Source organism: Bacteroides sp. 224 (genome assembly GCF_010500995.1).
Lineage (GTDB): Bacteria > Bacteroidota > Bacteroidia > Bacteroidales > Bacteroidaceae > Bacteroides.
Genome location: NZ_QVMK01000002.1, coordinates 1 through 21,169, shown reverse-complemented (window position 1 = coordinate 21,169; position 21,169 = coordinate 1). Strand labels below are relative to the sequence as shown.

Here is a 21,169-nt window from a genome sequence, read left to right as displayed (position 1 = left end):
TTAATTTTATATGTAATTCATAAATAAACTTTTACCTCCTCCTATAGACTATTCATAAACGATGATAGTCTATATATTAAAAGACCCTTTAGATAATTTGATAAAATATGTTGGTATTTCAAATAATACTGCATGGCACAGATTCAAAACGCACCGTAAGGATGCTAAAACAAGAAAAAGAAAGGGCGAATATTTAAGTAGGAAAGATAAATGGATTCTAAAATTGGATGACTTAGGTTTAGTGCCGATTATTGAAACCGTTTTTGAGGGCAATGAAGAAGATGCTGTACTAAAAGAAGTAGAACTGATTCGGTTATATAAAAGAAGTTATGAAGGGGGCTCTTTACTAAATGTACAGGAAGGAGGTTATTATGTCAGTGACATGACAATCCCGTGGAATAAGGGAGTGAAAAATTGTTATGATGAAGATTTACTGAAAAATAATAGAGAAAAACAACCAAATAGAAAAACAGTGTACCGTTTTGATAAGGATGGAAAATTACTGGATGAATGGTTGAGTTTAAGGTTTATGTGTGATTCGTTAAATTTAGATAGACGCGCTGTTATGAGATGCCTAAACAAAAGTCAAAATTTTATTTCTCATAAAGGATTTATGTTTAGTCATTGTGAAGAACCGCCAGTTTATTTAAACAAATCATCACTAAATACAGGTCCACGACACCATCGAAGGAAAGTTGTTGGACAAAAAGATGGAAAAATATATCAATTTGAGTCTATCAAGATTGCTGCCGCTTCACTTGGGGTAAATCCAACAAGTATAAGTTCAGTTTTGTCTGGTAGATATAGAACAGCTGGTGGTTACACTTGGAAATATTTATAAATGGCGTATGGATTATTAAAAGCACCTAAAAATTTGACTATAAATTTGGAGCCGTCTCCAAGACAATATGAACTTTGGAAACTGTTGCAACCAGATTACTGTCCTCATTGTGGGGGGAATATAAAACAGGTTTTAATAGGACATGACCCTAAAGGAAACCCTCAATACAAACCACAATGCACATCATGTAAAACACAAAATCTGCCCCAACTTATATTGGGTGGGGGAGCTGCTGGTAAACGACTCCACTGCCAGCCTTCACGGTAACGTGTCGACAACAAGCCCTTTAATTGCTGGGAAGCCGTACAGGTGATCAGCAGCCAGGCATAAAGCAAGGTTCAACGACTATTCCGAAAGGAAGTACAATCAAGCGATTGGAAACAAGGGCCTCCGGAAACGGATGAAGATATAGTCTAATCTATATGGAAACATATAGCAGGGAAACCGGTCAAGGGGGTAGCGAACCTTGGCGAATATAATTGGGAGGAAAATCATACTTAGGAAGCGCATGGATTATAAGTAGTTGTATTCGGTTTGAGAATATCCGAGCAGTGGTAGCTCGTAAAACTATCAAATCTTTGAAAGAATCCACTTTCAACACTATAAAGACAATCCTGAAGACGTGGGGGCTAAAAGAGGGGGTAAATTATAAAATCAACAACTTAGAGGGAACTGTTACTTTCTGGAATGATTCGGTCATCTTATTAAAAGAGATGGTTGACTTGCCTTCAGACCCAAACTTTGAACGATTTGGCTCTTCGGAGTACACAATAGCCTTTGTCGATGAGGTTTCGGAGATTTCGGAAAGAGCTGTAGAAGTTCTCTTTTCTCGTCTTAGATGGCGCACACACGAGACATTTAAGACCCCCAGAATGTTTCTCTCTACCAACCCTACAATCAATTGGGTTCGCAGTAGATTCGTTCAAGATGACGACGGAAATCCTGTTGTGTGTAAAGAGGGGGAAGCTTATGTGCCATTTTCTATATTTGACAATCCGGATATAGCCTTCAGGCAAACATACGAAGCATCTTTAAATAAAATACGGGATAAGGCAACAAAGGAAAGGCTTCTTTATGGTAACTGGGATTTTATTGATGTCAATGAAATGGCTGCTTACTGGGAATTCTCAGGAGAAAAGCATTTGGTGTCCGGATTACGGGAAAAAGTCTATAATTCACTAAATCCAATTATTGTTAGTTGGGACTTTAACGTATCTCCGTTTATGAGTACGTTATCTATGCAGTTTGATTACGATAATAAAAAAGTATATATACTGGAGGAAATACTTGGTAAGCCGGAAGCTAAAGAGAATAATACTCCGATGTTGGCCAAAAAGATTTCTAAGAAATATTTAACCGAAAAACACGTTGGGGGTCTATTCATAACGGGTGATCCTTCAGGACTTGCTCGATCAACTCAGACAGAAGATGGTGTGAATAATTACACAATCATTCTAAGCAATATGGACAGTCCTATTTTGAGGGCAAAAACCAAATTGTTGAGCAAGCAGCCATCACAAACAGCCAGGTTGGAATTTATAAATGAATTGTTTAAGGGCTATGATGGTTGGGAGATATTAATTGATATGCGGTGCCGTAGATTTGCGGAAGATTTAACTTACCAGAAGAAAAACCCTGATGGTACAAAATCTAAAGCAAAAGTAACTGATCCTAAAACCGGTCAGAAATACGAGAAGTATGGACACCTTTCAGATTGTCTTGATTATGCCATCTGTTACTTTTTAAAGGATAGCTGGAAGAAATATCAAAGAAATCAATCTACAATCGAAACAACTACCACACCGGTTTATGGTGCTTTTGAGTTTTAATAATGTATCAAAGATTTCTAAATAATTCTGATTATAGTGGGCTTATCACAGAAAAGCACCTAAATCAATTGATTCGTGAAGACGAAAAATGTTTAGATAGAGCAGAAGAAAATGCTGAGGCATCCATTCTTGAATATCTGACTGAGAATTATGAGGTGGAAAAAGCTCTACTGGTAGGAAAGAATATTATAGAGCAGAACCGGCAAATCACATATCCGGTTGGAAGTCATTTCTATAAAGACAATAAAATTTGGGAAGTGATACGGACTATTGGTGGATATGTAGCTCCAACAAATATAAATTACTGGGAAGAGTACACCGATATGCCAAAAGAAGAACCAATGGTTTACCTCCAGTTGAAAAGCTATGCTCCGGGTGATATTGTATCTTTTGCAAACACTCTCTATAAGTGCCTTGAATATAATGGCCTTGATTATGGAAATATACGCATACCTGGATTAACCGGTTGGGAGCAAGTATCGGCATATCCTTGGGAAGCCAATTTTGAATATAATGTTTGGGATGTGGTAAGTTGGGGTGGTAATTTTTATGCGTTACTTGACACAGCAGAAATAGACTTAACTGAAAATCCGGACATTTCAGACAACTGGGGACTTATCGGAGATTATGATCCGGAGTACAATGAATATGAGTTCTCTGACAACGAATATGTTGTATTTGATGGCGCAGTTTATATTCCGACAATGGAAGTAAATTCCGATGAAGTAAAAGAGGGATACAATGTAAAATTAGGAGACCCCAGAAACAAAAACTTGAAGAAACATATTGCGCGAATAGCTATATATGAAGTACATAAATTGATTTCGCCAAATAATGTTAGTGAGGTAAGAATCACTGACTATGAAGAAACTACTCGATGGCTGAGAGATGCCTCGAAATTACGGATAAATCCACAAATACCAAGGAAGTTAGACGAAGACAACAAGCCTATCACAGACTGGCAAGTAGCAACTTTCCAGCGGGACTATGACCCGTATAAAAATCCTTGGCAAATTTGATTCTTTTCTTTTAATTTTTACTGCTTAACTAAAATGGGTGGAAGGCTGTGAAGCTATCCACCCATTGCTTTTTACACTCCAAATGTTAGAAATTTCCAGAATGGATCGACAAATCTTCTTCTGGTGCCCAGCCAAGATTCTTGCCATTCAATGAAACTCGGTAGACAGCTTGGTCCTCAAATCCAGCACCTTCTTTAAATTTAGCGTGTCCAACAACTTCAATTAAAACTGTTTTTCCAATCATTTCAGAGTTAGGATGATTGTTTATAACTGCATTGTCTCCCTTTTTAAACTTTGCTTCCATAATTTGTTTTTCTATAAATCATTAATATATTTTTTCACATCATCAATTGTACCTCCAGCATTGAGGATAGTTTCTATATCCGACTTAAAAAGTTCGTAGAAGTGTTTTTGTTGAGCGTCGTCGATTACAGATTTCATTGCTTCTACAGTGTAGTTTGGCTTACTCATATTGCCCATACTGGCATGATCAAGAATAAGACAGAATCGAGTCTCCATTTCATCATATTCTTTCAGTCTTTTTGCCATTTCGCAGAAAAGCATATCCGGATCATTATTAAAATCAACAGGAACACGCAAGTTCCATGCTTGTCCTCCAGTTCTGGCAAGTTTGCTAACCCACTCATTGCTTTTTGTAATTAGTTCTGCATTCGAGAGCGTACATCTATTTTCCTCTTCCATAATTAACAACTCCCATATTTATAAGAATAAAACCCATCTTCAAAATCTGAATCTTCACCAGAATAGAACCCAAGCTCTTCAAGTTCTTTCTTGTCCTCTTCAGAAACAAGCTCTGGAGAGATGTCAACATAAAGAACGTCATGCTCGCAATGTGTTGGGTAATCCGGGTTGCCATACTTTAACAGTATCTGCAATGCTTTAATTAAGTTTTCCATTTTATATTTATAAACTGATTAATATTGTTCTATCAAATCTCTGTTTGTCTATTAATTGAGCTGGAATGCCCGGAGTAATGTCCCAGAGAAGATATTCTTCAATTAGTTTAATATCACTATTAGTTTTTAAAGCCATCTTTCCAACTTTAATTGCTGTTTCTTTAGTTCGAAAGGCCACTTCTTTTCCTCCAATGGACACATAAAACTTTGTGATAGTTTTTGTTTTACTGCTCACCATTATTGTTAAATTGCATTCTCTGTAATCTATCAATCTCGGCAGCAATAAGTGCTCCGGCTTTGGCTAATTCTCTTATACGATCATTTGGGGTAGGCTTCCACCAACTTATATCCCATGGCCAGGTGTTTTTTATCTGAAGCTCATATTCTCTGTAGTCTGAAGGTATGGCATAGGTTACAGCGGCCATTGCCAGTTGTTCGTCATTGTTGCCAATGTCGTCATGGTCTGCATCCCATCCTTCTACATTTATTTGCCGTTCTCTTTCTTCGGCGATAATTTCAATTCCTGTTTTCATTTTTCTACGAATTTAATTTCTTCAACTTTTCCCATTTCGACAAAAAGTCTATTATTTGCAGCATCTACAATATCACATGCCGGACATCTGCCTTCGTCGCACATAATAGTTATGTCTTTTAAATCACAGCAGTTACATAGCCAATCTTCCTCTTTACATGGAAGAGATTCGTAACATATTCCATTGATTATTATTTTTCCCATTAAGTGAATGATGATAAATAAACAAAATCATAATACATATTATCTCGATTGTGTGGATTGATTACCTCGTGACAAATCAAAATACAGGGATATTCATTTGGGGTTTGCTCTTCTGATGAAATTAGCAACCAATTTTTGTCAGAAAACATATACCACTCATCCCACTCTCTCTTATTTCTTAAAATAACTTGTTCCATGTCCTTGGTTTTACATTATACCTGTGGCATAGGAATGCCTGTTATTTTCACCAATCTATCAAACTGGTTTCTCATAAAGTTGGAGGTTTCAATAGCATCCAGCACCTCCTTGTATTCGGTAGCATTTTCAACTAAGGCTATTGTGATACTTCCACCTCGCTTATCGTCTGGACTGGCATTTAAAGCAAGGCACTTATATTTACCATAGTCAAAGAATTTGAACTGTCTTTTTCCTTCGAAAATGGCTGTCGTTTTATCACTATCCAATCGAATAACTTCACGCTCTTCTTCACGGCTGAATTGCCCCACAATTGCAGTAAAATAATGCCCAGCCACACCGCCTCCTTGTGTTCCAAAATATGCAACTCGTTTCATATCTTTTTATTCAATTTCAAGTAATTCATCAAGCGACTTCTGTAACAAAGCCTTTGAATTAATTATGAACTCTATCGTCTTTCTTTTGTCCTCCCCATTCGTTGCATTCTCATATTTTTCTATGAGTGCAATAATGTTTTTGAGGGGAGTTAGCTTATTTCTAATTTTGTGATTTATTGTTTCCATCATTTTTAGTCAGTATTGATTCTACAGTCTCGTATCTAAATCCGAAGCACCATTTTATCATAAGTCGCCTAAACCTATTAATCGGTTTATATACTGCTATTTTTGTTTTGGTAGCCTCATGGACAAGGTGCCCTAACACTTTTGTCTGTTTAATCATGTACCCAGTTTTCATATTTCTATACAGTTTTACGCATTAATAAAAGAATATTCTCCACTCTCAAAACCCCAAAGGGTATGTTGTAAGTTCCAATCTTCGTGCCAGGCAGAACCTGTTCTCTCACACTTGACAGCAAGTATTTCTCCTTTTATTTCTATAGGGGTTACGTTTCCGGCGAAGTGCGTTCCAGTGAATTGTTCACCGTCCTTTAACCGGTTGAGAATTCGTTCCTCTCTCGCCTTTGCGCGATCAGCTTTCATTTTCTCCTGAATATGTTCCGGCAAAGCGTCCTGTGCAGCTTTGTCGAATGTTATACACTTTGTTCTTTCCATCATTTCTATCTATAAGTTATTATTAAAATGACTAATAAGTTCCCCAACTGTTGCTTTATGAGTCTTAGAATAATCAAATCCGATTTCTTCAAAATACTCTTTCAATTCAAGTAAATGATGGATATCACTGATGACCCATTTTTCACCGTCTGTAAACCATTGAAATATGTCAGTGTCATCCCTTAAAGCCGCAATTGCAAAAAACAAATCTTCATTATCTCCACAATCAATGAACCCCTGTTTTAAAGCGCATTCTATCATTTGATCACTTCGATATGTTACTGTTCTTGGCCGTTTTCCATAATAACATTCTAACGTGGTAATACATCGCATTTTTCTTGTGTCATTTTCGTATCCAATCAAAGACAGCTTTCTGCGAATTTTTCTTGTGTTTTTTCTGATTAAACACTCTGTTGTAAATCCCATATTTTAATCGTTAAGAATTAAATTGTTTATCCAAATCACTTCCCCAATAATTACAATATCCTCTAACCTCCACTTCTCCAGAATCATAATTGTAATCAATATGACTGACTGCGTAGAGGTAATTGTCTATTGTAAAACATCCTTTAAGTTGTGGGATTCTGGGGTCTCCAATTTTGAAGTATAAAAAACACAAATTGCGTTTGGAGCCGTTGGGGTATACTTTTCTCATTTTCCTATTCTTGTTTTATTTAAAATTTCATTAAGCAATCCCAGCTGCCATAGACATTCTAATCAATCTACTACGAAGTCTATTTAAAATAGTGTTTGCCTTATTTCTCTGTATGGTAGAATAATTGCAATGTTTACAGTAGAGTTTGGCTCTATGGCATTTACTGCACCCTATTTGTGACTTTCTGAGGATTTTCTTTGCTATTCTTAATTTCATTTTCTTGGGTAATTGTACTTATTCTCCTTTACTTACTTTTCTTCTGCTTTTCCATTATCATTTCCAAAACTGTGTTGCAGCCATCTTTCAAACCATCTCTGTATCCTTTTGATCGTTCTCCGATATTATAGACATAGAAACCTATGATGATAAAAAACACCCCGATAGAGCGGTGCCAGTAAGGTAATGAAATGCTGAATGGTTTTACACTAATTGAAAAGTGTCCTACAAACAAGAGCGCTATGAGCAATAGCGCTACTCCAATGATTAATTCTTTCATATTTATCTATTATTTTTTTGATATTCCTTCAAAAAACGTTCAGACCAAACTGGAACATAGTCATTTAGGCAGTCTTTCAAACAATAAGTGGCATCAGAGTTTGGGTTAGCGAAATATCTTGGGGTTCCATCAGGCGATAACTCCGAAGGATGTTTAAGTTTTAAACATCCAGCAGAAGTGATGAAAGCGAGTGGGTATTTTACATCTTTTTCTTTTGTGCAGTTTTCAACTGATATATCTAACTTTCCTTTAAGTTGATTTAGCCTTTCTTCCAGTAATTCATATTCAATACATTTGACAAGTCTGGAATCATAGCCTACATACACTCTATCTCGATCAAGATAGCCGGAATACCATCTTTCGACTTTTGTACGCCCAAAGGAGTCAAGGAAATATCCGTATTGATTTTTGTGTTCTTCCTTTTTTGCATGTGGGTCGTCTCCCATATACACAAACACTTGGAATCCATTAATGGTCACTCTTGTGACTTTATCTCCAATCTGAAGTTGATTGAATGATGTTAATCTTGCTAATGCGTTCATATTATTCTATATTTTAAATTAATTTGCTGCACCCATAAATGCTTGTTTCAACCGATCTGTATTCATTTGGTTATCTCCATTATAATAATGCTTCTGGATCATCGTTGTGCTGGTTCCGGCAGCCATAGCCACATAAGATATAGGAACACCACTATCCAATGCAACAGTAATGGCTGTGTGGCGAAAAACATAGGCATATAGATTGTAATCCACCCCCAGTTCATTGCCAACGCATTTCAACCAAGTATTGATACGTTCCCTGAATTTCTTGAATATATAATCTTTAGTGGTGTATTCTTTTTCTTTTTCGTCATCCATGATGGGAAAGACATAGCCATTTTTTGTTTGTCCCCGATATTTATTGATGATGTTTTCCAGAACCGGGTTAAGTGGTATTTCTACCGGCTTATGAGTTTTCTTCCTCTTTACATGAATTTTACCCTGTTTGGTAATATCCTTGTATTTCAGTTTTATCACGTCACAAGGCGCAAAAAAGGTATGGAACATAAACACACAAAAGTCGTAGTACAATTCAACCTGTTTGCGGTCTTTATAACTGGGAGTCATGCTGGAGACATCTGCATTCAAAAACTCTTTCAGCTGATCTGGATTAAGTACATCCGGCCGGTTAAAATCGACTTCATTGATTTTAGGATCATAGTTGGCAAACATAAAGTCTCCGATTTGGGAAATACTGAAATTTACCCCCTGATCTTTCCCAGCCTTTCCTAATAAGTTCCGGAATGATTTGGATGTTCCTTTATAGCCATCGTGTTTGGCGAAAGTACGGGCAATACTAACGCATTTGTCGAAATTGATTTCCTGGAAGGTTAGAGAGGAAAAGCCTCGAAACAACTTCCTGCATTTCTTCAGTAATTTGTAATACGGCTCAAAATTACACCCCGGCTTTACCTTTTCACGCTCAATGACAACCTCCAGGTATTTTTCAACCAGATTCATGTCACTGTTTTCGGTGCTTGGAGTTTGTTCTTGAGATTGTAAAACAACAACCGGTTTAGATGATGAGTAATACTGAGCTACTTGTTTGGCAGAAAGCTCCGGGTATTCTTTGATAAGGGAAGAGTAAGTGTTCTTGAAGTCTTCAAGAATTTGATTGTTTTCTGCATAAGATACAGCGTAACTTGAAAACCGTTCTTTGTCATTACTCCAATGACGCTGGATGTTCGGATTTCCTTTTAGTAAGTGCTTAACTGATTTGTAAAATCGTTCTTTGTTTTCACTGATTCTTAAAACGAGAGCGTTGTCCCGAATGACAAATTTCAACTTAACCATAATTTGAACTTCTTTAATATTCTAAGAATAGAAATCTGGAAGGTCAAATGTTTCGTTTTTAGTGTGCATTTTTATTTTTTCAATGTACACTTTCCGCACACTCGGTAGGTCGTTCCTTATTTTTCGATTTTTCAGTTTAATCAGTTTTGAAAACTCTGATAAATCTCAAATGTATTGTGAATCAATGATTTACGCTCTTATTTTATGATTTTTTGTTTAACGAAAAAAGGGAAGCTAATTTCTTAACTTCCCTTCTGGGTGGTGCCACCAGGAATCGAACCGGGGACACAAGGATTTTCAGTCCTTTGCTCTACCAACTGAGCTATGGCACCTTAACCGTTTTGCGATTGCAAAGATAGGTATTTCTTTTATATCTCCAAAGAAAATCTTATTTTTTTTTCTCCTGTAATGGATTCCACCCTTGCGCTTTCAACTTAAACTCCTGATTATCACGGGTTATGAGGAAACAACCTAAATCTTTTTTTGTGATATGTCCAATAAGCTTAACTCCCTCCATCTCGGTTATTTTCTCATGATCGGCAATGGGAACAGTGAAAAGCAATTCATAATCTTCTCCGCCATTAAGGGCGCAAGTGGTAAGATTCATGTTAAACTCTTCGGCCATTACTGCTGTTTGGTAATCAATAGGGATATGTTCCTCATAAACGCGGCATCCTACATTGCTTTGCGTGCAGATGTGCATTAACTCAGAAGAAAGACCGTCAGATATATCCATCATAGAAGTAGGCCGGATGTTTGCTTTGGCCAGTTTCTCTATGATATCTTTGCGGGCTTCGGGTTTTAACTGACGTTCAAGGAGATATTCTTTTCCGGCAAAATCGGGTTGTACTTCTTTCTCTCCTTTGAAAACGGCTTTCTCACGTTCTAATAGTTGAAGCCCCATATAAGCAGCACCTAAGTCTCCGCTGACGCAGATTAAATCTGTGTCTTTGGCGCCATTTCGATATATGACTTTATCTTTGTCTGCTTCTCCTATACAAGTAATGCTGATGGCTAATCCTGTAAGAGATGAACTTGTGTCGCCGCCAACGATATCTACTTGATGCATTTTGCAAGCCAGTTGAACACCGGCATAGAAATCTTCTATATCTTCTACAGAGAAACGTTTGGATAAAGCTATGGATACGGTAATCTGCCTGGGCAAGCCATTCATTGCATAGATATCTGAGAAGTTGACCATGGCAGCTTTATACCCTAAATGCTTTAAAGGTACGTAGGTAAGGTCAAAATGAATCCCTTCCATTAATAAGTCGGTAGTGACTAACACTTGCTTGTCGGGATAGGATAATACGGCGGCATCATCGCCTACACCATATTTGCTTGAACTATTTTGTAGTTCAATGTTTTCGGTGAGTCGGCGGATCAAGCCAAACTCACCTAAAGTTGCTATTTCTGTTCTCATATATTAATCGGCGCGATTTATAAGTTCGCGCATAATGGCTGTCATTAATGGTTGTACTTCATTGGCTGCTTTTTGTACCTCTTCGTGAGAAACTTCTACGATTTTGCCTTCTACACCAAGGTCGGTAATGATTGACATGCCGAATACTTTAATCTTACAATGATTGGCAACAATAACCTCTGGTACGGTAGACATACCTACTGCGTCACCTCCCATAATTCTAAAGAGCTTATATTCTGCCGGGGTTTCAAAAGTTGGCCCTTGAGTTCCTACATATACGCCTTCTTTTACAGAGATTCCTTTTTCTTTGGCTATTAATTTAGCTTTCTCTATGAGCGGTTTAGAGTATGCTTCGCTCATATCGGGGAAGCGATCTCCGTACAAATTCTTACCGCGCAGAGGGTGCTCGGGGAAATGATTGATATGATCGGTGATAATCATTAAGTCGCCTATTTCGAAATCCGGATTGGTTCCTCCACTGGCGTTCGATACGAAAAGAGTTTTAATGCCAAGCTCTTTCATTACTCGTACCGGGAATGTAACTTCCTTCATGGAGTATCCCTCATAATAATGAAAACGGCCCTGCATTGCCATAATATCTTTTTCTCCTAATTTACCGAAAATCAGTTTGCCACTATGACCCTCTACCGTCGATACCGGAAAGTTGGGAATATCTTCGTATTTGACTTCATATTTTTCGGTAATCTCGTTTACTAAACTACCCAATCCAGTGCCAAGTATAATAGCAGTTTCAGGGCTTGTATGCATTTTCCCTTTCAGGTATGCTGCTGTCTCTTTTATTTTTTCTAACATAATCAATGATGTTTTGATTTAATATATATTCTTGATTTTGTAAAATCTTCACTTGAATAGGTAATATGTAAAGATTATCTTTTATTCTTTTGGAGATATCCGGATGATTGACTAACCGGGTGGCATCTTTCTCCGTTGTAATAATAATCTTTCTTTTGGAAGGAATGTTGTTAAAACGTTCGGTAATATGCTTGATGTCCTTCTTGGAGAAATTATGATGATCGCCGAAAGATTCTACTTGAATTTGTTGAGAGTATTTCTTTAATTCATCTATCAAAGAAGTTGGAGATGCTATGCCTGTAACAAGTAAGATTTGTTCGTAGTGTTGTAAGTCTTTTAAGGCTAACTCTTGCCCTGAAGTAAAAGCCGGAATTAATTTGCCATATTCAAATCTCGAAAAGAAAAGCCTTTGAAAAGGATATAATTTCAATCGCTTTGCAATGATATTGAAGTCTATGGGCTTCATGTCTTCCGGGCATTTGGTTACAATTACAATTTGTGCCCTGGATTTATTCTTAGCCGGTTCTCGTAAACGACCGGCCGGCAGTAGAGCATCGTCACAAAATAAACGGTGATAATCTGTAAGCAGAATATTAAGCCCGGCTTCTACATAACGGTGCTGAAAGGCGTCGTCCAGCAATATAACATCGGCTTTCGGCTCGTTTATAGCCATCAGATTTTCTATGCCATGGCAGCGGTTTTCGTCGACAGCCACCATCGTGTTCGGGAATTTTTGTTTAATTTGATAAGGTTCGTCTCCTATGCTTTGTGCATCACTATCCAAAGTTGATAAGAGATATCCTTTTGTACGGCGTTTGTAACCTCGGCTGAGGACGGCCGTTTGATAGTTCTTTTGTAATAGTTTAATGAGATATTCTGTATGAGGAGTCTTTCCTGTACCACCTACGGCAAGATTGCCTATGCATATAATCGGAATATTAAAACTCTTCGACTGGAGAATTTTCCGGTCAAAGAGCTTATTCCGAAAGGCTACCCCTAAGCCATATAAGAAGGATAGGGGATAGAACCATTTGTGTATTTTTACGAAATGTTCCTCCATAGATAATAGAGCTATTTGATATTAAGATCAAAAGGAAGTCGCGCTTGAATCAGGTCGGCGTTTTCTATACTTTTGATGAAGTTCAGTTGGTTATAGTAATCTCCCAATTTACTTTTCAAGAGCTTACTCTCGATATAACTTTCGCCTTTCTCTTTCAGAAATAAAGAGAAAAAGTCTTCTTTTTCCGGATAGCTAACAACGGTATATCCTTCTACGTCAGCCTTTTCTATCGCAATCTGAAGCGCCTTGTCTAACCCCCCAAGCTCGTCTACAAGTCCCAGTTCTTTGGCTTTGCTTCCTGTCCACACACGTCCTTCTGCTACTTTAGCAATTTCTTCTTTGGGCATATTTCTTCCGTCGGCGCAACGTGTTAAAAAGAGATCATAACCATCGTTCACCATCATCTGTAGGAGGCTTTTTTCATCATTATTTAATCCGCGTCCTAAAGCGCCAAAATCAGAGAACTTATTTGTTTTAACTACGTCGAATGTAAGTCCTACCTTTTTGGTTAGTCCTCCGATGTTAGGCATCATTCCAAATATTCCAATAGATCCTGTTAATGTAGTGGGTTCGGCTACAATGCAATCTGCACTACATGAAATATAATAGCCCCCCGAAGCGGCATAATTACCCATTGACACGATTACAGGTTTTTCTGCTTTCAGTTCTTCAACAGCATGCCAAATTTGCTCAGAGCCATAGGCGCTACCTCCTCCGGAGTTTACACGTAAAACAACAGCCTTAACGCTTTCCTGATCTTTCAATTTCTTTAAATCGCGAATTACCTTACTCGAAATAATGGTTTCCTCGGTAGAGTAAGAAGAAGATCCCATGTCTATGCCTCCGGCAGCATAATAAACGGCAATAATATTTCCACTTTTATCTTTGGGCACGTTTCTTCGCACATTAACCATTTCTGCCAGATTGTATACTGATAGCTTGCCATCCTTATCAATATTGGCTAATGATTTAAGATAATCACGAACATCGTTTTTATAAATAAGAGAGTCAACTAAACCATAGTTAAGAATATCTTCAGCTTGAGAGAACATCACCATTTTGTCTGCAATCATATTTAATGAATCGGCCGAGATGTTACGCGAAATCGAAACATCCTCAACAAGTTGACTCCATATTGAGCTGATATATTCTTTTACTTGTTCACGATTGGCCTCGCTCATTTCGGTATTAATATATGGCTCTACGGCAGATTTATATGTTCCGACTTTAAATATTTGCATCTCAATGCCAAGCTTTTCGAGCAAATCCTTGTAAAAAATAGGCGTTGAGGCCAGTCCTTTCCATTCTACTCGTCCTTTAGGATTTAGCAGCACCTTATCCGATACACTTGATAGGTAGTATAAACCTTGTGTGTAAACATCTCCGTATGAAACAATAAACTTACCGGTAGTTTTAAAATCTGCCAAGGCATCGCGTATCTCTTGCAAAGCCGCAAAGGAGGTGCTTAAATGGGTGGCTTGTATATAAATACCCTTTATATCGTTATGATCTTTGGCTTTTTGAATGGAGGAAAGAATGTCATCCAACCCGTAACTAACATAATCTTCGTCTCCAAAAAACTCTTCGAACGGATTTTCTTGTGACCTTTCTCTTAATTCGCCACTTAAATCCAACATCATTACTGAGCTTTTATTAATAACAGTTTCAGACTCGGAGACAGACATCAAGCCTACCAAAATCATTATTCCGATAAAAAACAAAACGATGCTTGATACAACTATACCTGTAATCGTTGCCAAAGTGAATTTAAAAAAATCTTTCATATACTTGTACTATATTACGCTATTCTCAGTAAGAATAGCAAAGTTAATTAATTGAATTGACATTATTCTATATGTCGTGTGCTTTTTTGAATTGCCATAATCTTCTATTTTTTCACTCCCTTTCTTCTCCTTTTCCTTTCTTCTTTTCTGTATTTCTTAAAATTTCTAAACTGGTTTCGTTATTTCTCTTCTTTTTCTTTTGTTTCTTGGGTAAAATATTCTGTTAATTCCCATCTCATTAAACCTCTTTCTTTACTTTTGATAAGCCGTTATATTCAAATCCGTACGCATTCCTTCTTCTTACACTTCTTTTAAAAACAGCATATCAAAAGTATAGCAAACAGTATAGCAAAAAAATGGCTATATATATAGTAGTAATAGTAATACTAAATATCAAACCAAGAAAAAGAACACAGTACCTTAAGGCAAAACAGAAAACATCCCCTGTTGCTACCATCACTTTCTCAACCTTCCAGTAGCATTTACTTCAATTGCCGGTATCACTTTTTGTAATTCCCGGCACCTTTTTCTCTCCTTTTCCCCGATCTGGAAACCGAATCTCACATTCGCTTAGTCTATTTTCCGGCCTTTATATATATTATAATGTGTCTTCTTTTCGCCCGTTTTCCGGTCTTCAAAAAAAGTTTCATTTCCACTACCTTGTCTTTCAGCGAGTTATAAAAAAGTTCATAATATTCTTCACTTTTTTCCTCCAATTATTTGGTTCGTATACCAAAACTCTCTACCTTTGCACTCGCTTTCCAGGAGATGGGGAGTCAAACAAACGAGTTCTTTGAAATATTTACATAACAACAAGTAGTACAAGCCAATCAATATTTGATTGGAAAATTTAAACCGTCAACCTATAAATATAGGTGTAGATCTTATAGATTTACGGTATCCTGAACAGAGCAAGACTAGTTACGAGTGACTAGTTACCAGTTACGAGTTTTTTCTTGTAACTTGTAACTCTTATCTTGTAACTTCAACAATACTTTTACAATGAAGAGTTTGATCCTGGCTCAGGATGAACGCTAGCTACAGGCTTAACACATGCAAGTCGAGGGGCATCGAGATGTAGCAATANACTCAAAAACAATACTTTTACAATGAAGAGTTTGATCCTGGCTCAGGATGAACGCTAGCTACAGGCTTAACACATGCAAGTCGAGGGGCATCGAGATGTAGCAATACATTGTCGGCGACCGGCGCACGGGTGAGTAACACGTATCCAACCTACCGTTCACTCGGGGATAGCCTTCTGAAAGGAAGATTAATACCCGATGGTATGCGAGTATCGCATGATGCTTTCATTAAAGAATTTCGGTGATCGATGGGGATGCGTTTCATTAGATTGTTGGTGAGGTAACGGCTCACCAAGTCTTCGATGAATAGGGGTTCTGAGAGGAAGGTCCCCCACACTGGTACTGAGACACGGACCAGACTCCTACGGGAGGCAGCAGTGAGGAATATTGGTCAATGGACGAGAGTCTGAACCAGCCAAGTAGCGTGAAGGATGACTGCCCTATGGGTTGTAAACTTCTTTTATAAGGGAATAAAGTGCAGTATGTATACTGTTTTGTATGTACCTTACGAATAAGGATCGGCTAACTCCGTGCCAGCAGCCGCGGTAATACGGAGGATCCAAGCGTTATCCGGATTTATTGGGTTTAAAGGGTGCGTAGGCGGACTGATAAGTCAGCTGTGAAAGTTTGCGGCTCAACCGTAAAATTGCAGTTGATACTGTTAGTCTTGAGTGTAGCGGAGGTAAGCGGAATTCGTGGTGTAGCGGTGAAATGCTTAGATATCACGAAGAACTCCAATTGCGTAGGCAGCTTACTATACTATAACTGACGCTGAGGCACGAAAGTGTGGGTATCAAACAGGATTAGATACCCTGGTAGTCCACACAGTAAACGATGAATACTCGCTGTTTGCGATATACTGCAAGCGGCCACGCGAAAGCATTAAGTATTCCACCTGGGGAGTACGCCGGCAACGGTGAAACTCAAAGGAATTGACGGGGGCCCGCACAAGCGGAGGAACATGTGGTTTAATTCGATGATACGCGAGGAACCTTACCCGGGCTTGAAATATGTCTGACCGGGGTGGAAACACCCTTTCTAGCAATAGCAGATATGTAGGTGCTGCATGGTTGTCGTCAGCTCGTGCCGTGAGGTGTCGGCTTAAGTGCCATAACGAGCGCAACCCTTATCTTTAGTTACTAACAGGTTATGCTGAGGACTCTGAAGAGACTGCCGTCGTAAGATGTGAGGAAGGTGGGGATGACGTCAAATCAGCACGGCCCTTACGTCCGGGGCTACACACGTGTTACAATGGGGGGTACAGCGAGTTGCTTACTGGTGACAGTTGGCTAATCTTGAAAACCTCTCTCAGTTCGGATCGAAGTCTGCAACCCGACTTCGTGAAGCTGGATTCGCTAGTAATCGCGCATCAGCCACGGCGCGGTGAATACGTTCCCGGGCCTTGTACACACCGCCCGTCAAGCCATGGGAGCCGGGGGTACCTGAAGTACGTAACCTAATTGGGGTCGTCCTAGGGTAAAACTGGTGACTGGGGCTAAGTCGTAACAAGGTAGCCGTACCGGAAGGTGCGGCTGGAACACCTCCTTTCTGGAGTGATACCGTTTTTTTAGTTGAGAGTTGAGAGTTGAGAGTTGAGAGTTTAGTTTTTGCTTTTCTTTTTCTCTTTTACTTTTCATCTTCTTCTACTAAAGGATCTGGATGGTTTAATAAGGCGTTAAGTTGTTTGTTAGTTGTATTGAGGTGAGTTAACTCTCCACTCTCAACTCTCAACTCTCAACTCCCTTGTGCTGCTGTTTGTTGTGTATATAATATAGATTGTAAAATAGATTGAGAAATCAAGAAGCCGAGCCGTAAGGCGAGGTTGAACTAGTCCTATAGCTCAGTTGGTTAGAGCGCTACACTGATAATGTAGAGGTCGGCAGTTCAACTCTGCCTGGGACTACGATTCTAATGTTTAATTTTTAATGTTTAATTTTGAATTTTCTTCATTGAACATTTCCCATTAAAAATTAGTCATTACTTATCGGGGGATTAGCTCAGCTGGCTAGAGCACCTGCCTTGCACGCAGGGGGTCAACGGTTCGAATCCGTTATTCTCCACTCTCATTTAATGTTTAATTTTGAGTTTTTAGTGTTCAATTCATTCAACATTATTCATTCAACATTAAAAATTAGAAGAAACGATCTTTGACATGTTGTACAAAAGCAAAAAGTAATTTTTTAGTTAAAAGCTAAAAGTATATATCAACCTTTGAGTTTTAAGTTAATTGTTTTTGGTTTTAAGTTTCGACTTGCTACTAACTACTTATTACTTACTACTTTAAAGCGGCGATAAAGAAAGTAATTAAGGGCACATGGCGGATGCCTTGGCTCTCGGAGGCGATGAAGGACGTGATAAGCTGCGATAAGCTTCGGGAAGGTGCAAATGACCTTTGATCCGGAGATTTCCGAATGGGACAACCCAATATCTTGAAGAGATATTATCCTATTCTATAGGAGGCGAACGCAGGGAACTGAAACATCTTAGTACCTGTAGGAAAAGAAAATAATAATGATTCCGTAAGTAGTGGCGAGCGAACGCGGATTAGCCCAAACCATAGTTGTTACGGCAATTATGGGGTTGTAGGACTACGTTGTGGGACGACATATAGTGAGTAGAATGTTTTGGAAAGAACAATCGTAGAAGGTGACAATCCTGTATACGAAGCTATATTAACCCTAGTAGTATCCTGAGTAGCGCGGGACACGTGAAATCCTGTGTGAATCTGCCGGGACCATCCGGTAAGGCTAAATACTCCCGAGAGACCGATAGTGAACCAGTACCGTGAGGGAAAGGTGAAAAGCACCTCGAATAGAGGAGTGAAATAGTTCCTGAAACCATGTGCCTACAAGCGGTCGGAGCATCTTAATGGTGTGACGGCGTGCCTTTTGCATAATGAACCTACGAGTTACTTTTACTGGCAAGGTTAAGACTTTAGAAAGTTGGATCCGAAGCGAAAGCGAGTCTTAATAGGGCGTATAGTCAGTAGGAGTAGACGCGAAACCAAGTGATCTACCCTTGGGCAGGTTGAAGGTTAGGTAACACTAACTGGAGGACCGAACCGATAAGCGTTGAAAAGCTTCCGGATGACCTGAGGGTGGGGGTGAAAGGCTAATCAAACTTGGAGATAGCTCGTACTCCCCGAAATGCATTTAGGTGCAGCCTTGTTTTATTACTAATGTGAGGTAGAGCGACTGATTAGATGCGAGGGCTTCACCGCCTATCAAGTCTTGATAAACTCCGAATGCGCATTAGTTAAGAACAGGAGTGAGGGCATGGGTGCTAAGGTCCATGTCCGAGAGGAGAAGAATCCGGACCATCAGCTAAGGTCCCCAAATATATGCTGAGTTGAACTAACGAAGTCAGATTGCTAAGACAGCTAGGATGTTGGCTTGGAAGCAGCCATTCATTTAAAGAGTGCGTAACAGCTCACTAGTCGAGGAGTTTGGCGTGGATAATAATCGGGCATAAGCATATTACCGAAGCTATGGGATGTGTAAACATCGGTAGGGGAGCATTCCACTCTGCGTTGAAGGCGTAGCGTAAGCTACTCTGGAGCGTGTGGAAACGCAAATGTAGGTATAAGTAACGATAAAGGGGGTGAGAAACCCCCTCGCCGAAAGACTAAGGTTTCCTGATCAACGCTAATCGGATCAGGGTTAGTCGGGTCCTAAGGTGTAGCCTAATGGCGAAGCCGATGGCAGAACTGGTTAATATTCCAGTACTACCTTAAGGAGTGATGTGGGGACGGAGTTGTGACAATGCCGCGAACTGACGGAATAGTTCGTTAAAGGGTGTAGATGTTGATTGGTGTAGGCAAATCCGCACTGAGAGTCGAACCTGATAGTATGGAGCGTTCTTTGAACAATCCAATAGTGCATGTAATCATACTTCCAAGAAAATCCGCTAAACTTAATCTTTAAGGTACCCGTACCGTAAACGGACACACGTAGTCGGGTTGAATATACTAAGGCGCTTGAGTGATTCACGGTTAAGGAACTAGGCAAATTGACCCTGTAACTTCGGGATAAAGGGTCCCTACCCAGTGATGGGAGGGCGCAGAGAATCGGTCCAGGCAACTGTTTAACAAAAACACAGGGCTATGCCAAATTTAACGATGAAGTATATAGCCTGACACCTGCCCGGTGCTGGAAGGTTAAGAGGAGATGTCATCGCAAGAGAAGCATTGAATTGAAGCCCCAGTAAACGGCGGCCGTAACTATAACGGTCCTAAGGTAGCGAAATTCCTTGTCGGGTAAGTTCCGACCTGCACGAATGGTGTAATGATCTGGACACTGTCTCAACCGTGAGCTCAGTGAAATTGTAGTATCGGTGAAGATGCCGATTACCCGCGATGGGACGAAAAGACCCCGTGAACCTTTACTATAGCTTAACATTGAATTTGGGCACGTGATGTGTAGGATAGGTCGGAGACTTTGAAGCAGGTACGCTAGTATTTGTGGAGTCGCTGTTGAAATACGACCCTTTGCCTGTCTGAGTTCTAACTCGCTGATGCGAGGACACTGTTTGGTGGGTAGTTTGACTGGGGTGGTCGCCTCCAAAAGTGTAACGGAGGCTTCTAAAGGTACCCTCACGACGATTGGTAACCGTCGGTAGAGTGTAATGGCATAAGGGTGCTTGACTGGGAGACATACACGTCGATCAGGTAGGAAACTAGAGCATAGTGATCCGGTGTTTCTGTATGGAAAGGACATCGCTCAAAGGATAAAAGGTACTCCGGGGATAACAGGCTGATCCCTCCCAAGAGCTCATATCGACGGAGGGGTTTGGCACCTCGATGTCGGCTCGTCACATCCTGGGGCTGGAGAAGGTCCCAAGGGTTGGGCTGTTCGCCCATTAAAGTGGCACGCGAGCTGGGTTCAGAACGTCGTGAGACAGTTCGGTCTCTATCTATCGTGGGCGTATGAAATTTGCGTGGCTCTGACACTAGTACGAGAGGACCGTGTTGGACTGACCTCTGGTTTATCGGTTGTGCCGCCAGGTGCATTGCCGAGTAGCTACGTCGGGATCGGATAAGTGCTGAAAGCATCTAAGTACGAAGCCGGCCACAAGATTAGATTTCTTTAGGGTCGTTGTAGACTACAACGTTGATAGGACGCAGGTGTACGTATAGAGATATGCTTAGCCGAGCGTTACTAATTGCCCGTTCACTTTCTTTATCTCGCAACTGGGTTGTTATATACGTTTAGCTTATCATGTTGCTAAATTATTATTATTTTGCTTTTGTATCACCATGTTTTAATTGTCAATAGTTCATTGTCAATTATAAAATATTAAGGTGACTATAGCACGAGGGTTCCACCTCTTCCCTTTCCGAACAGAGAAGTTAAGCCTCGTCACGCTGATGGTACTGCGTAACAGTGGGAGAGTAAGTAGTTGCCGTTTTAATGAAGAGCCTTCTTATCAAA

The 21,169-nt window shown here is 39.6% G+C and carries 20 protein-coding genes, 3 tRNA genes and 3 rRNA genes; 8 read left to right on the top strand and 18 right to left on the bottom strand.

Annotated elements, in window-relative coordinates:
• The first annotated feature begins 61 nt into the window (after positions 1 to 61).
• The 3 genes from D0T60_RS01395 to D0T60_RS01380 all read left to right on the top strand — a co-directional run bounded on the left by D0T60_RS01395 (position 62) and on the right by D0T60_RS01380 (position 3,689).
• Positions 62 to 841 carry a hypothetical protein gene (locus tag D0T60_RS01395; protein ID WP_163216364.1) on the top strand — a complete coding sequence of 260 codons (780 nt, stop codon included), beginning with the start codon at positions 62 to 64 and terminating at the stop codon, positions 839 to 841.
• A gap of 551 nt (positions 842 to 1,392) precedes the next feature.
• On the top strand, positions 1,393 to 2,670 hold the full coding sequence (locus tag D0T60_RS01385) for a phage terminase large subunit (RefSeq protein ID WP_370524363.1): 1,278 nt from the start codon (positions 1,393 to 1,395) through the stop codon (positions 2,668 to 2,670).
• Positions 2,671 to 2,672: 2 nt separating this feature from the next.
• Positions 2,673 to 3,689, top strand: a complete 1,017-nt coding sequence (locus tag D0T60_RS01380) for a hypothetical protein (protein WP_163216362.1) — start codon at positions 2,673 to 2,675, stop codon at positions 3,687 to 3,689.
• Positions 3,690 to 3,774: 85 nt separating this feature from the next.
• Here D0T60_RS01380 and D0T60_RS01375 read toward each other — a convergent pair whose 3' ends face one another.
• The 18 genes from D0T60_RS01375 to sppA all read right to left on the bottom strand — a co-directional run bounded on the left by D0T60_RS01375 (position 3,775) and on the right by sppA (position 14,655).
• A complete protein-coding gene (locus D0T60_RS01375) occupies positions 3,775 to 3,993 on the bottom strand; it encodes a hypothetical protein (protein WP_163216361.1) in 219 nt (72 codons plus the stop codon).
• An 11-nt stretch (positions 3,994 to 4,004) separates the two neighbouring features.
• Positions 4,005 to 4,391: a hypothetical protein gene (locus tag D0T60_RS01370; protein ID WP_163216360.1), complete on the bottom strand. Its 387-nt coding sequence runs from the start codon at positions 4,389 to 4,391 to the stop codon at positions 4,005 to 4,007.
• Between the two features lie 2 nt (positions 4,392 to 4,393).
• On the bottom strand, positions 4,394 to 4,606 hold the full coding sequence (locus D0T60_RS01365) for a hypothetical protein (RefSeq protein WP_163216359.1): 213 nt from the start codon (positions 4,604 to 4,606) through the stop codon (positions 4,394 to 4,396).
• Between the two features lie 7 nt (positions 4,607 to 4,613).
• Entirely contained in the window at positions 4,614 to 4,844 is a 231-nt protein-coding gene (locus tag D0T60_RS01360; protein ID WP_163216358.1) for a hypothetical protein, read from the bottom strand.
• Positions 4,831 to 5,139, bottom strand: coding sequence for a hypothetical protein (locus D0T60_RS01355; protein WP_163216357.1), 309 nt, complete (start codon positions 5,137 to 5,139; stop codon positions 4,831 to 4,833). The genes D0T60_RS01360 and D0T60_RS01355 overlap by 14 nt, the downstream gene beginning before the upstream one ends.
• Positions 5,136 to 5,342, bottom strand: a complete 207-nt coding sequence (locus D0T60_RS01350; RefSeq protein ID WP_163216356.1) for a hypothetical protein — start codon at positions 5,340 to 5,342, stop codon at positions 5,136 to 5,138. The genes D0T60_RS01355 and D0T60_RS01350 overlap by 4 nt, the downstream gene beginning before the upstream one ends.
• Positions 5,343 to 5,554: 212 nt before the next feature.
• Positions 5,555 to 5,914 (bottom strand): hypothetical protein, encoded by a 360-nt coding sequence (locus D0T60_RS01345; protein ID WP_163216355.1) that lies wholly within the window; start codon positions 5,912 to 5,914, stop codon positions 5,555 to 5,557.
• A gap of 6 nt (positions 5,915 to 5,920) precedes the next feature.
• Positions 5,921 to 6,103, bottom strand: coding sequence for a hypothetical protein (locus D0T60_RS01340; protein ID WP_163216354.1), 183 nt, complete (start codon positions 6,101 to 6,103; stop codon positions 5,921 to 5,923).
• A 183-nt stretch (positions 6,104 to 6,286) separates the two neighbouring features.
• A complete protein-coding gene (locus D0T60_RS01335; RefSeq protein ID WP_163216353.1) occupies positions 6,287 to 6,592 on the bottom strand; it encodes a hypothetical protein in 306 nt (101 codons plus the stop codon).
• 6 nt (positions 6,593 to 6,598) lie between these two features.
• Complete coding sequence (locus D0T60_RS01330; RefSeq protein WP_163216352.1) at positions 6,599 to 7,015, bottom strand: hypothetical protein; 417 nt, start codon at positions 7,013 to 7,015, stop codon at positions 6,599 to 6,601.
• Positions 7,016 to 7,488: 473 nt separating this feature from the next.
• Positions 7,489 to 7,740: a hypothetical protein gene (locus D0T60_RS01325; RefSeq protein ID WP_163216351.1), complete on the bottom strand. Its 252-nt coding sequence runs from the start codon at positions 7,738 to 7,740 to the stop codon at positions 7,489 to 7,491.
• A 2-nt stretch (positions 7,741 to 7,742) separates the two neighbouring features.
• Positions 7,743 to 8,282, bottom strand: coding sequence for a hypothetical protein (locus tag D0T60_RS01320; protein WP_163216350.1), 540 nt, complete (start codon positions 8,280 to 8,282; stop codon positions 7,743 to 7,745).
• Positions 8,283 to 8,300: 18 nt separating this feature from the next.
• Entirely contained in the window at positions 8,301 to 9,575 is a 1,275-nt protein-coding gene (locus D0T60_RS01315; protein ID WP_163216349.1) for a tyrosine-type recombinase/integrase, read from the bottom strand.
• Positions 9,576 to 9,834: 259 nt separating this feature from the next.
• A tRNA-Phe gene (locus tag D0T60_RS01310) sits at positions 9,835 to 9,907 on the bottom strand.
• Between the two features lie 56 nt (positions 9,908 to 9,963).
• Entirely contained in the window at positions 9,964 to 10,998 is a 1,035-nt protein-coding gene (gene thiL / locus D0T60_RS01305) for a thiamine-phosphate kinase (protein WP_163216348.1), read from the bottom strand.
• Between the two features lie 3 nt (positions 10,999 to 11,001).
• Entirely contained in the window at positions 11,002 to 11,811 is an 810-nt protein-coding gene (locus tag D0T60_RS01300; RefSeq protein WP_163216347.1) for a purine-nucleoside phosphorylase, read from the bottom strand.
• Positions 11,750 to 12,871, bottom strand: a complete 1,122-nt coding sequence (gene lpxK / locus D0T60_RS01295; RefSeq protein WP_163216346.1) for a tetraacyldisaccharide 4'-kinase — start codon at positions 12,869 to 12,871, stop codon at positions 11,750 to 11,752. The genes D0T60_RS01300 and lpxK overlap by 62 nt, the downstream gene beginning before the upstream one ends.
• A gap of 11 nt (positions 12,872 to 12,882) precedes the next feature.
• Positions 12,883 to 14,655, bottom strand: a complete 1,773-nt coding sequence (gene sppA / locus D0T60_RS01290) for a signal peptide peptidase SppA (RefSeq protein WP_163216345.1) — start codon at positions 14,653 to 14,655, stop codon at positions 12,883 to 12,885.
• Positions 14,656 to 15,761: 1,106 nt separating this feature from the next.
• Here sppA and D0T60_RS01285 point away from each other — a divergent pair.
• The 5 genes from D0T60_RS01285 (at position 15,762) to rrf (ending at position 21,146) form a co-directional block, all read left to right on the top strand.
• Positions 15,762 to 17,288: ribosomal RNA gene (locus D0T60_RS01285) — 16S ribosomal RNA — on the top strand.
• A 281-nt stretch (positions 17,289 to 17,569) separates the two neighbouring features.
• Positions 17,570 to 17,643: transfer RNA gene (locus D0T60_RS01280), tRNA-Ile, on the top strand.
• Positions 17,644 to 17,726: 83 nt separating this feature from the next.
• Positions 17,727 to 17,800, top strand: a tRNA-Ala gene (locus tag D0T60_RS01275).
• Positions 17,801 to 18,034: 234 nt separating this feature from the next.
• Positions 18,035 to 20,920: ribosomal RNA gene (locus tag D0T60_RS01270) — 23S ribosomal RNA — on the top strand.
• A 115-nt stretch (positions 20,921 to 21,035) separates the two neighbouring features.
• Positions 21,036 to 21,146 (top strand): 5S ribosomal RNA (gene rrf, locus D0T60_RS01265).
• Together the 16S, 23S and 5S rRNA genes with 2 tRNA genes alongside form the textbook arrangement of a ribosomal RNA operon.
• The last annotated feature ends 23 nt before the right edge of the window (positions 21,147 to 21,169 follow it).

Coding starts and splice junctions, on each gene's coding strand:
- sppA (WP_163216345.1), bottom strand. CDS start 14,655: ATGAAAGATTTTTTTAAATTCACTTTGGCAACGATTACAGGTATAGTT.
- D0T60_RS01345 (WP_163216355.1), bottom strand. CDS start 5,914: ATGAAACGAGTTGCATATTTTGGAACACAAGGAGGCGGTGTGGCTGGG.
- D0T60_RS01315 (WP_163216349.1), bottom strand. CDS start 9,575: ATGGTTAAGTTGAAATTTGTCATTCGGGACAACGCTCTCGTTTTAAGA.
- D0T60_RS01300 (WP_163216347.1), bottom strand. CDS start 11,811: ATGTTAGAAAAAATAAAAGAGACAGCAGCATACCTGAAAGGGAAAATG.
- thiL (WP_163216348.1), bottom strand. CDS start 10,998: ATGAGAACAGAAATAGCAACTTTAGGTGAGTTTGGCTTGATCCGCCGA.
- D0T60_RS01370 (WP_163216360.1), bottom strand. CDS start 4,391: ATGGAAGAGGAAAATAGATGTACGCTCTCGAATGCAGAACTAATTACA.
- D0T60_RS01395 (WP_163216364.1), top strand. CDS start 62: ATGATAGTCTATATATTAAAAGACCCTTTAGATAATTTGATAAAATAT.
- D0T60_RS01330 (WP_163216352.1), bottom strand. CDS start 7,015: ATGGGATTTACAACAGAGTGTTTAATCAGAAAAAACACAAGAAAAATT.
- D0T60_RS01380 (WP_163216362.1), top strand. CDS start 2,673: ATGTATCAAAGATTTCTAAATAATTCTGATTATAGTGGGCTTATCACA.
- D0T60_RS01375 (WP_163216361.1), bottom strand. CDS start 3,993: ATGGAAGCAAAGTTTAAAAAGGGAGACAATGCAGTTATAAACAATCAT.
- D0T60_RS01350 (WP_163216356.1), bottom strand. CDS start 5,342: ATGGGAAAAATAATAATCAATGGAATATGTTACGAATCTCTTCCATGT.
- D0T60_RS01320 (WP_163216350.1), bottom strand. CDS start 8,282: ATGAACGCATTAGCAAGATTAACATCATTCAATCAACTTCAGATTGGA.
- D0T60_RS01340 (WP_163216354.1), bottom strand. CDS start 6,103: ATGATGGAAACAATAAATCACAAAATTAGAAATAAGCTAACTCCCCTC.
- lpxK (WP_163216346.1), bottom strand. CDS start 12,871: ATGGAGGAACATTTCGTAAAAATACACAAATGGTTCTATCCCCTATCC.
- D0T60_RS01360 (WP_163216358.1), bottom strand. CDS start 4,844: ATGGTGAGCAGTAAAACAAAAACTATCACAAAGTTTTATGTGTCCATT.
- D0T60_RS01335 (WP_163216353.1), bottom strand. CDS start 6,592: ATGATGGAAAGAACAAAGTGTATAACATTCGACAAAGCTGCACAGGAC.
- D0T60_RS01365 (WP_163216359.1), bottom strand. CDS start 4,606: ATGGAAAACTTAATTAAAGCATTGCAGATACTGTTAAAGTATGGCAAC.
- D0T60_RS01355 (WP_163216357.1), bottom strand. CDS start 5,139: ATGAAAACAGGAATTGAAATTATCGCCGAAGAAAGAGAACGGCAAATA.
- D0T60_RS01325 (WP_163216351.1), bottom strand. CDS start 7,740: ATGAAAGAATTAATCATTGGAGTAGCGCTATTGCTCATAGCGCTCTTG.